We start from the raw sequence: 7,702 nt of genomic DNA, 5'->3' as shown, positions 1-7,702 counted from the left end.
AACCATTTGAGGTAATAATAGTATCCGATATGAACTTTGAATTAAGGGTTTGATTGAAAGTTGATGAATTTTGATCAGTCCATTGATTCCCCATATATATTGATAAAGAATGATTACCAGATTTACTTTTCATTCTTGCTCCTATATTAATATTATTATTGGTTTTGACAAGTGCTAACTGATTTTTAATTCTATACTCATTTATAGTGTCATTACTGTAAAAAAGTGTTTTAGTTTTTTCATTCGTATAACCATCTTCGTGTGATACAAAATATTGTGCATAAAATGATGTAATCTTTGTAGGTGCATGATTAAAATTAATACCCCCACCAATTGACTCTGTTTCGGCAGTTACTCCACCACCAAAAGAAATATTATTAAAAGTGTAGGAGTTTCTATCCCCATTAACACTCATTTTGTATTGACTTCTATTAAAAGCTCCTAATGCTCGCATCTCTGAACTATTAAATACACCTCTATTAAGATTGTTTTTATAGCCTATTAATGTAAGTTGAACTGTATCGCGCAAAAAATTGACTGCACCAGCAAGTTCATATCGATTATCCGTTCCGCCCGAAGAAGACACTTTGCCAAAAGTACTTTTCTTGACATTTTGCTTTAGTTTCAGATTAATAATCTTATTGTAATCAGTATTTTTTTGGGTAGCATCTAATTGCTCTTTATCGTCATAAACTTGAACATTGGCCACAATTGCACTTGGTAAAATTTGTGTGGCTGCTTTATAATTGTCATTAAAGAAACTTTTTCCATCTACATATATTCTTGAAACTGGTCTGCCGTTATAGGTAATATTGCCGTCCCGATCTACCTGCATTCCTGGCAGTTTTTTAAAAAGGTCTTCTACCAATGCGTTAGGTAATGTTTTAAAGGCAGTTGCATTAAATTCAATAGTATCCTTTTTTACAATAATGGGTGGTCGCTCTGATTTTACAATTACTTCATCTAATGATTTTGATGTAGGCTTTAACAAAATGGTACCAATAGGGTAATTAGTAGAAGCAGTTAATCGCACTTCTCTTCGGTCTACCTCATACCCTTCAAAAGTGGTAACAATTTTTAAGGTTTGATTGATTGGTATATTCCTAATTTCAAAACCGCCCTTATCATCACATAACTTAAAGGAAACAATACTTGAATCCGATAACTTAAAAACGGAAACAGTCGCCAAACTCAATCCCTTTTTTGTAACACTGTCTTTTACAAAACCATTTAGTACGCCAATATTTGGTTGTTGAGCATATGTTTGACCAAAAATTAAAATAACTAAACAAACAGAAAAAGCTTTGATACCCATAAGTAATTGAAAATCTTTGTATTAAATCGAAAAAAGGCACTATAGCTTTTCTTTGATATTTTAAATATCTTACAAAATAATTATATATTCAAAAATAACCGGGGGGTATTTTTACCCCTCGACAAGAACCAAAAGCTATTTTCAAATAGCAAAAAACAACTAGAATGTATATCATACCCCCCCCCATATAAAGTAAATTTAACATACTATTTTTTATTTATATTTCACTTTACTCTATCTTCATACCCCCAATTGTTTCACTATATGCTGACGTAACAAAACATGACATGAAGAAACAAAAAAGATAAATGAATAAAATAATGATGTGTGATGACCATGTTATGGTCATGGATACAATTGGGGATTTATTGAGAAAAGAGAATTTTGAAGTTATTGCTACTACATTATCAGGTGAAGCTTGTATCAAAGCCATTGATAGTGGACTAATTCCAGATGTATTAATTCTGGACATCAACATGCCAGAAATGCCGGGCTATAAAGTGGCACAACATTTTAAGAAACATTATCCAAATGTTAAGATATTGGTCTTTTCAATGATAACAGATGAAAATGCTGTTAAAGCAATGATTCGCATTGGAGTGAATGGTTTTGCCTTTAAAAACCTAACTGCTAGCGAACTTGCCGAAATTATTCGCAAAATTATAAGCGGTCAAGAATACTATCCACCTGAATTTATTTTTAGCACTGAAGAAATAGCATCCATCAAGCAACAAAAATTTCCCTGGGCTGAACAATTAACGAAAAAGGAAATTCAAGCTGCACAGTTACTCGCTAATGATTTATCAAGAAAACAAGTGGCATCTGATATGGGCATTTCCGCCTCTTCCATTAATAAAAAATTGGAGCGCATCTTTAAAAAAACCAACCAGAATACTACTATTGGTATTATTCGCTTTTTAAGAAAAGTGGGTATAATTAAATAACCTATCGTTTCTCAAAAAACCACCACAAACGCTTGCGGGGTTTTACTTTGTAATTCTTGCGAACATAGGTACTGATATGGTGACCTGCTTCGTGAACATCATCGGTTAGTAAAACCAGTTTCAAATCTTCTTTTGAAATAGTGCCTTGCTCTGCCATATAGGCACAATAGTCCATCAAGGGCTGGTAATACTCCTTTCCAAATAGAACCATGGGGAAATCATTGATGGTTTTAGTTTGAATCAGGGTAAGGGCTTCAAAGTATTCATCCATGGTGCCAAAGCCACCAGGCATGCATACAAATGCATAGGAGTATTTTACCAACATTACTTTACGTACAAAAAAGTATTTCAAAGTGATAGACTTGTGTACATAGGGATTTTCATGTTGTTCAAACGGAAGTTTGATATTAATCCCAACCGACTGCCCACCGTTTTCAAATGCTCCTCTGTTGGCAGCTTCCATAATGCCCGGACCTCCCCCGGTTATGGTGGTAAATCCCAGTTCGGCAATATGTTTCCCAATATCCTGAGCAGCTTTATAATAAGGATGATCTTCTTTGAAACGGGCACTTCCAAAAACAGTTACACAAGGACCCAGAAAATGTAGGAATCGAAAAGACTTGATAAACTCTGAAAATACGTCCCAGGCAAAGCGCAATTCATTGATCCTGGGTTTGGGTCCATCTAAATAAACGGGTTGTTCCGCCGGAATAATTCTCTTCAAGGCCTCACGCTTACTCTCCTTCATTTTTATTACATTTAAATTCCATTCAAATTAATACTTTCTGTTAAGTCTAGCCCGATATTTGTAACAACCTGATTATGATTAAATCTATTTTTAGCATTTTGCTAACCTCTTGCTCCCTCTTATCGCTTCAGGCACAAACCATGGCAAAGCCAGGCAACTTTCATTGCATTTCTATTGAAGGCCCCATGATGCAATATTGGAAAAACCCTGTTGTATTGCAGCAATTTAAAGAAGCACTGAATCAGCAATTAGGAACACATAAGAACTTGAGTCTGGCTAATCTGGATTTCGAATTTACCCAATTAAACAATTTCAGGGATTTCAATAGTCAACAAAACACCACAGTTACTGCCCCTGTGGTAAATTTTAAAATGGCGGAATATTCTGCCAAAGTGTTCTGGAACCAAATCAACAACAATCAACCCCTTGACTCAAATCTGTTTTCTATTCAATCTGTGGTGATGATGGAACTGAGCATACAACAGCCCGCTCCTGCACCCACTTACACCAAAAGTTTAGAAGTATATATCAAAAGAGCCAAAGCCAATGGCATTGGTGTTCCTTTTGGAAACCTGCATTTCAGTGCCAAAGGGTTCGCGGAGTTAATGAAGAAATCAGTTGAAATTCTGTTGGACAGCAGCATTGAAACAGAGCAGATTGAAATCAAAGCTTCCCCGCCTTTCATGGGAGATAATTTCATTATCGGCGCCATTGCCAATGCTCCAAAAATCAATATAGAAAGCAAAAATTTGTTTAGCAAATACCAGTTAAAAGGACAATCTGAACTGTTACGCTGGGATGAACAGCGTTTTCTGGAAATTATTCTTAAAGGAAAAAACAGAACCCAGTTATCAGCGGATATGGCCAAGGCGGTTGAGAATTCAGTTAGAGAACATGGCAATGAAATTCATGTATTCTTGTTACAGGATGCCAGAAATATTATACTGAATAAAAATTATCAGTTAATTATTCCTGCCCGTGTATCATCCAATAATGCCATTGCTTCATCAGGAATGCCCCAGGTTGAACCGCTGGAGGGCTACAACAATTATTTGTTGAATGAAAAAGATACCATAGCCAAATTCAGTATCCTGATTGATAAAAAAGATTTTACCAAAAAGCTTTATCCGCATATTGCCACCAATGGTATTGACAGTAGTTCTGCAGTAGTAATTAGCGACAAGGAAACAGAAATGACTTATACCAGTAAGTATTCCATCACAGGAACTTTCCGTAACCAGCCCTTTGGAATTGAAATAGGACAGTATTTCAGAGAAGTCTATTTAAATAATGAGCGAATCTTAATTATCAGCGGAACACAAGAACCAGAAAAAATGGTCGTGCTGAATCCGAGTATTCCCAGCGATTTACTGAATGAGCTAATTTTGCTGGGCTTTAATCGTTTCTTTCAATAATACCATATGCGCATTATTTCATACAATGTGAATGGCATCAGAGCTGCCATCAAAAAAGGATTTTTAGAATGGATTCAGACCAATCCTGCCGATATTCTCTGTTTACAGGAAACCAAGGCTAATCAGGAAGATATTGATACTGAAGCATTTGAAAAAGCAGGCTATCATAGCTACTGCTTTTCTGCCCAGAAAAAAGGATACAGTGGCGTGATGATTATGAGCAGGAAAAAACCAGATGCAGTGCATTATGGGAGCAATATGGAGCAGAGTGATTTTGAGGGCAGAGTCATTCGTGCAGACTATGGAGACATTACTGTAATCAATGCCTATTATCCCTCTGGCACCAGTGGCGATGAAAGACAGGACTATAAATATGTATGGTTGAATGAGTTTCAGGAATTTCTGAACACATTAAAAAAGGAAAGACCCAAACTAATAGTGGTTGGCGATTACAATATTGCGCACGAAGCCATTGATATTCACGATCCAAAAGGAAACAAAAAGTCTTCCGGATTCTTGCCTGAAGAAAGAGAATGGATGACGCAATTTTTAGCCAGTGGCTGGATCGACAGTTTCAGGCATTTGCATCCGGAAACAACAGGAGCCTACAGTTGGTGGAGTCAGCGTTTCCCTTCCGTTCGTTTAAACAACAAAGGCTGGAGAATCGATTATATCTGCGTAACCAAAGCACTGGAGAAACAAATTAAAAGTGCTGCGATTTATCCGGACGTAAAGCACAGTGATCATTGTCCTATTTATGCTGAAATAAAATAACCATGTATATATATAATGTAACCACCAAAGTTGCCCACGAAATTCATACCGACTGGTTTCACTGGATGAAACAGGAACATATTCCTGCTGTGATGCAAACCGGATGTTTTACCAACTTTCAGTTTGTGCGTTTATTGGAAACAGATGAAGAAGACGGAATCACCTACGCAGTGCAGTATCAGGCAGCAGCCAAGGCGGATTACAACCGCTACATTGAATTGCATGCTCCTGCGCTGCGCAACGAGTCTATACAGAAATGGGGCAATCAAATGATTGCTTTTAGAACATTAATGCAGGTTGTGAATTGAGTGTGGATAGTTTTTGAAAACAAATTTGGAATTTGAAAATCTTCCTTATATTCCCTTGAAAGCCTTGCAGGGATTGAATTACAGAAGAAAAATCCTGAAATCCTTTACTGGCAAGGGTTTCATAGAATAGAGGTGTTGTTTTTACACGATAATCAAGAAACAGAATTTCGCTCCAAGCCTTTATTTATAAGGGTTTTGAGCCGAAAAAATTAAAAAAGAAAAAAGAATAAAAATTTTGTTGGTAATGAAAAGCCAATAAATTTGTCCCGTTATCAAAAATTATTAAAAATCACATCTATGAACAAAGCTGAATTAATTGCGCACCTAGCTGATGATGCAGGTATTACCAAAACACAAGCAAACGCTGCATTGGATTCTTTTATTGATGCAGTTACAAAAACCTTAAAGAAAGGTGATAAAGTAACCCTAGTAGGTTTCGGTACTTTCTCTGTATCTAAGCGTGCTGCACGTACTGGTCGTAACCCTCAAACTGGTGAGACTATCAAGATTAAGGCTAAGAAAGTTGCTCGCTTTAAAGCTGGTAAAGAATTAAGCGGTAAGTTATAATTCTGACCCAAAAAAAGAATTGAACCCCGCTTTCGCGGGGTTTTTCTATTTTTACACTTTATTAAACAACTTATTCAAATTATTACCATGGGTAGAGGTGACAAAAAAACAGCAAAAGGAAAACGTTTCCAAGGGTCTTTCGGTAAGTCCAGACCAGCTAATCCTGCAACAGCTAAGAAAGCAGCCGCTAAAAAAGCAGCTACAAAAGCTTCTTAATCAAATTCAATAGCAAGTGGATCACTTCCTTTATTGAGGTTGCTGATCCACTTATTATTTTACCCCCGCCGCTATTTGCTGGATGGCTTTGACCAAAGTATCCAAATCGGATAAGCGGGTATACACATGGGGCGTAATTCTAACACAACTGATATTTTCCCAGACGATTCCTACCGTATGTATTTTATACTGATTGTACAATTGCTGATCCAATTGTGCAGGGGTCAATCCTTTTACACTTACCCCGCAAATAGCGCAAGAATAAGCTGATTGTAATGAAGTATGCAGCTGCACGCCCGGAATATCTTTCACCCTGCTGGCCCAGTAATTTTTTAAATAGCGAATGCGTTCTTCTTTTCTTTTTGCTCCGATGGCATTGTGAAAAGCCAATGCCTCTCCTATTCCCTGTTCAATGGGAAAGCTTCTGGTACCAAGGGTTTCAAACTTTCTGATATCAGGGCTTTGTGGCTTATCGTTACAAACCAATGGCCACACTTTAGAAATTTTTTCTTTTTTAATCCAAAGCATTCCGGAACCAATGGGTGCACTTAAAAACTTGTGCAAACTGGTTCCAAAATAATCGCACTCCAAGTCGGGAATTGCGAAGTCTAATAAGCCAAAAGAGTGTGCTCCATCTACAATCACTTCCAATCCACGCTGATGCGCCATCTGACAAATCTTTTTAACCGGCAATATCTGTCCAACCCAGTTAACAATATGGGTTACATGCAATATTTTGGTTTTAGGCGTAATGGCTTTTTCAAAAGCTTTCACAATGGCATCATCGTCTTCAATGGGAAAATCAAAACTGATTTGCTTGTACACAATACCATCTCTTAAAGCCCTTTGACGCCAGGCCTGTATCATATTGGGATAATCCTGCTTGGTACCAATAACTTCATCACCCCTTTGTAAGTCCAGACCAAAAATGACACTGTTCAGCGCTTCCGTTGCATTGCGGTTTACCGCAATCTCATCCGGTGAACAACCGGCCAGCAATGCTAGATTTCTTCTTAATGGCTCTCTTCCCTGGTCTAAAATCCGCCACATGAAATAAGAAGGGCCCTGGTTAGAAAGTTGATTGTAGCGCTCTACTGCCTGCTGCACCACTATCGGAGAAGGACTCACGCCCCCATTATTCAGGTTGATAAAATTGGCAGGGACTGAATAGGCCTGTTGAATGATCTGCCAGTAATCTTCATCTGAGGCCGCTACAAAGGGATCTGCAGAGGTTTGGGCATTGGCAGCCGAAAATTGGGCCGCCTGCAATTGATTAAAAATGCCATATCCGGCAAAAACTCCTGCTAATGCACCTGCTTTTTTAATGAAATTCCTTCTGGGCTCCATGATTCAATTTTAACGCTTAAGTTAAACAATATCATGGTAAAACGGTTATATCTTTGTGCTTTAAATCT

The 7,702-nt window shown here is 37.5% G+C and carries 7 protein-coding genes and 2 pseudogenes; 6 read left to right on the top strand and 3 right to left on the bottom strand.

The window, feature by feature from the left end:
• A pseudogene (locus P767_RS17010) lies at positions 1-1,315 on the bottom strand (carboxypeptidase-like regulatory domain-containing protein); the annotation flags it as partial.
• Positions 1,316-1,623: 308 nt separating this feature from the next.
• Here P767_RS17010 and P767_RS0112460 point away from each other — a divergent pair.
• Positions 1,624-2,259, top strand: a complete 636-nt coding sequence (locus P767_RS0112460) for a response regulator transcription factor (protein WP_081720433.1) — start codon at positions 1,624-1,626, stop codon at positions 2,257-2,259.
• Position 2,260: 1 nt separating this feature from the next.
• Here P767_RS0112460 and P767_RS0112455 read toward each other — a convergent pair whose 3' ends face one another.
• Positions 2,261-3,007: an LOG family protein gene (locus P767_RS0112455; protein WP_037351813.1), complete on the bottom strand. Its 747-nt coding sequence runs from the start codon at positions 3,005-3,007 to the stop codon at positions 2,261-2,263.
• Positions 3,008-3,081: 74 nt separating this feature from the next.
• Between P767_RS0112455 and P767_RS0112450 the strand changes: the two genes are divergently transcribed.
• The 5 genes and pseudogenes from P767_RS0112450 (at position 3,082) to P767_RS18015 (ending at position 6,287) form a co-directional block, all read left to right on the top strand.
• Complete coding sequence (locus P767_RS0112450) at positions 3,082-4,422, top strand: hypothetical protein (RefSeq protein WP_026764781.1); 1,341 nt, start codon at positions 3,082-3,084, stop codon at positions 4,420-4,422.
• 6 nt (positions 4,423-4,428) lie between these two features.
• Entirely contained in the window at positions 4,429-5,196 is a 768-nt protein-coding gene (locus tag P767_RS0112445; RefSeq protein ID WP_026764780.1) for an exodeoxyribonuclease III, read from the top strand.
• A 2-nt stretch (positions 5,197-5,198) separates the two neighbouring features.
• Positions 5,199-5,504: a DUF4286 family protein gene (locus P767_RS0112440; RefSeq protein WP_026764779.1), complete on the top strand. Its 306-nt coding sequence runs from the start codon at positions 5,199-5,201 to the stop codon at positions 5,502-5,504.
• A 252-nt stretch (positions 5,505-5,756) separates the two neighbouring features.
• Positions 5,757-6,071, top strand: a pseudogene (locus P767_RS0112430) (HU family DNA-binding protein); the annotation flags it as partial.
• 18 nt (positions 6,072-6,089) lie between these two features.
• Entirely contained in the window at positions 6,090-6,287 is a 198-nt protein-coding gene (locus P767_RS18015; protein ID WP_316929616.1) for a 30S ribosomal protein THX, read from the top strand.
• 54 nt (positions 6,288-6,341) lie between these two features.
• Here P767_RS18015 and P767_RS0112420 read toward each other — a convergent pair whose 3' ends face one another.
• Positions 6,342-7,634 carry an aminotransferase class V-fold PLP-dependent enzyme gene (locus tag P767_RS0112420; protein ID WP_026764778.1) on the bottom strand — a complete coding sequence of 431 codons (1,293 nt, stop codon included), beginning with the start codon at positions 7,632-7,634 and terminating at the stop codon, positions 6,342-6,344.
• Between the last annotated feature and the right edge of the window lie 68 nt (positions 7,635-7,702).

The organism is Sediminibacterium salmoneum NBRC 103935, assembly GCF_000511175.1.
Classification (GTDB): domain Bacteria; phylum Bacteroidota; class Bacteroidia; order Chitinophagales; family Chitinophagaceae; genus Sediminibacterium; species Sediminibacterium salmoneum.
Note: the sequence above shows the minus strand (reverse complement) of the source record. Positions and strands in the feature narration are given on the sequence as shown.

What these genes read in the sequence shown, in the direction of transcription:
- P767_RS0112450 (WP_026764781.1), top strand. Translation starts at nt 3,082, where the DNA reads ATGATTAAATCTATTTTTAGCATTTTGCTAACCTCTTGCTCCCTCTTA.
- P767_RS0112420 (WP_026764778.1), bottom strand. Translation starts at nt 7,634, where the DNA reads ATGGAGCCCAGAAGGAATTTCATTAAAAAAGCAGGTGCATTAGCAGGA.
- P767_RS0112460 (WP_081720433.1), top strand. Translation starts at nt 1,624, where the DNA reads ATGAATAAAATAATGATGTGTGATGACCATGTTATGGTCATGGATACA.
- P767_RS0112440 (WP_026764779.1), top strand. Translation starts at nt 5,199, where the DNA reads ATGTATATATATAATGTAACCACCAAAGTTGCCCACGAAATTCATACC.
- P767_RS0112455 (WP_037351813.1), bottom strand. Translation starts at nt 3,007, where the DNA reads ATGAAGGAGAGTAAGCGTGAGGCCTTGAAGAGAATTATTCCGGCGGAA.
- P767_RS0112445 (WP_026764780.1), top strand. Translation starts at nt 4,429, where the DNA reads ATGCGCATTATTTCATACAATGTGAATGGCATCAGAGCTGCCATCAAA.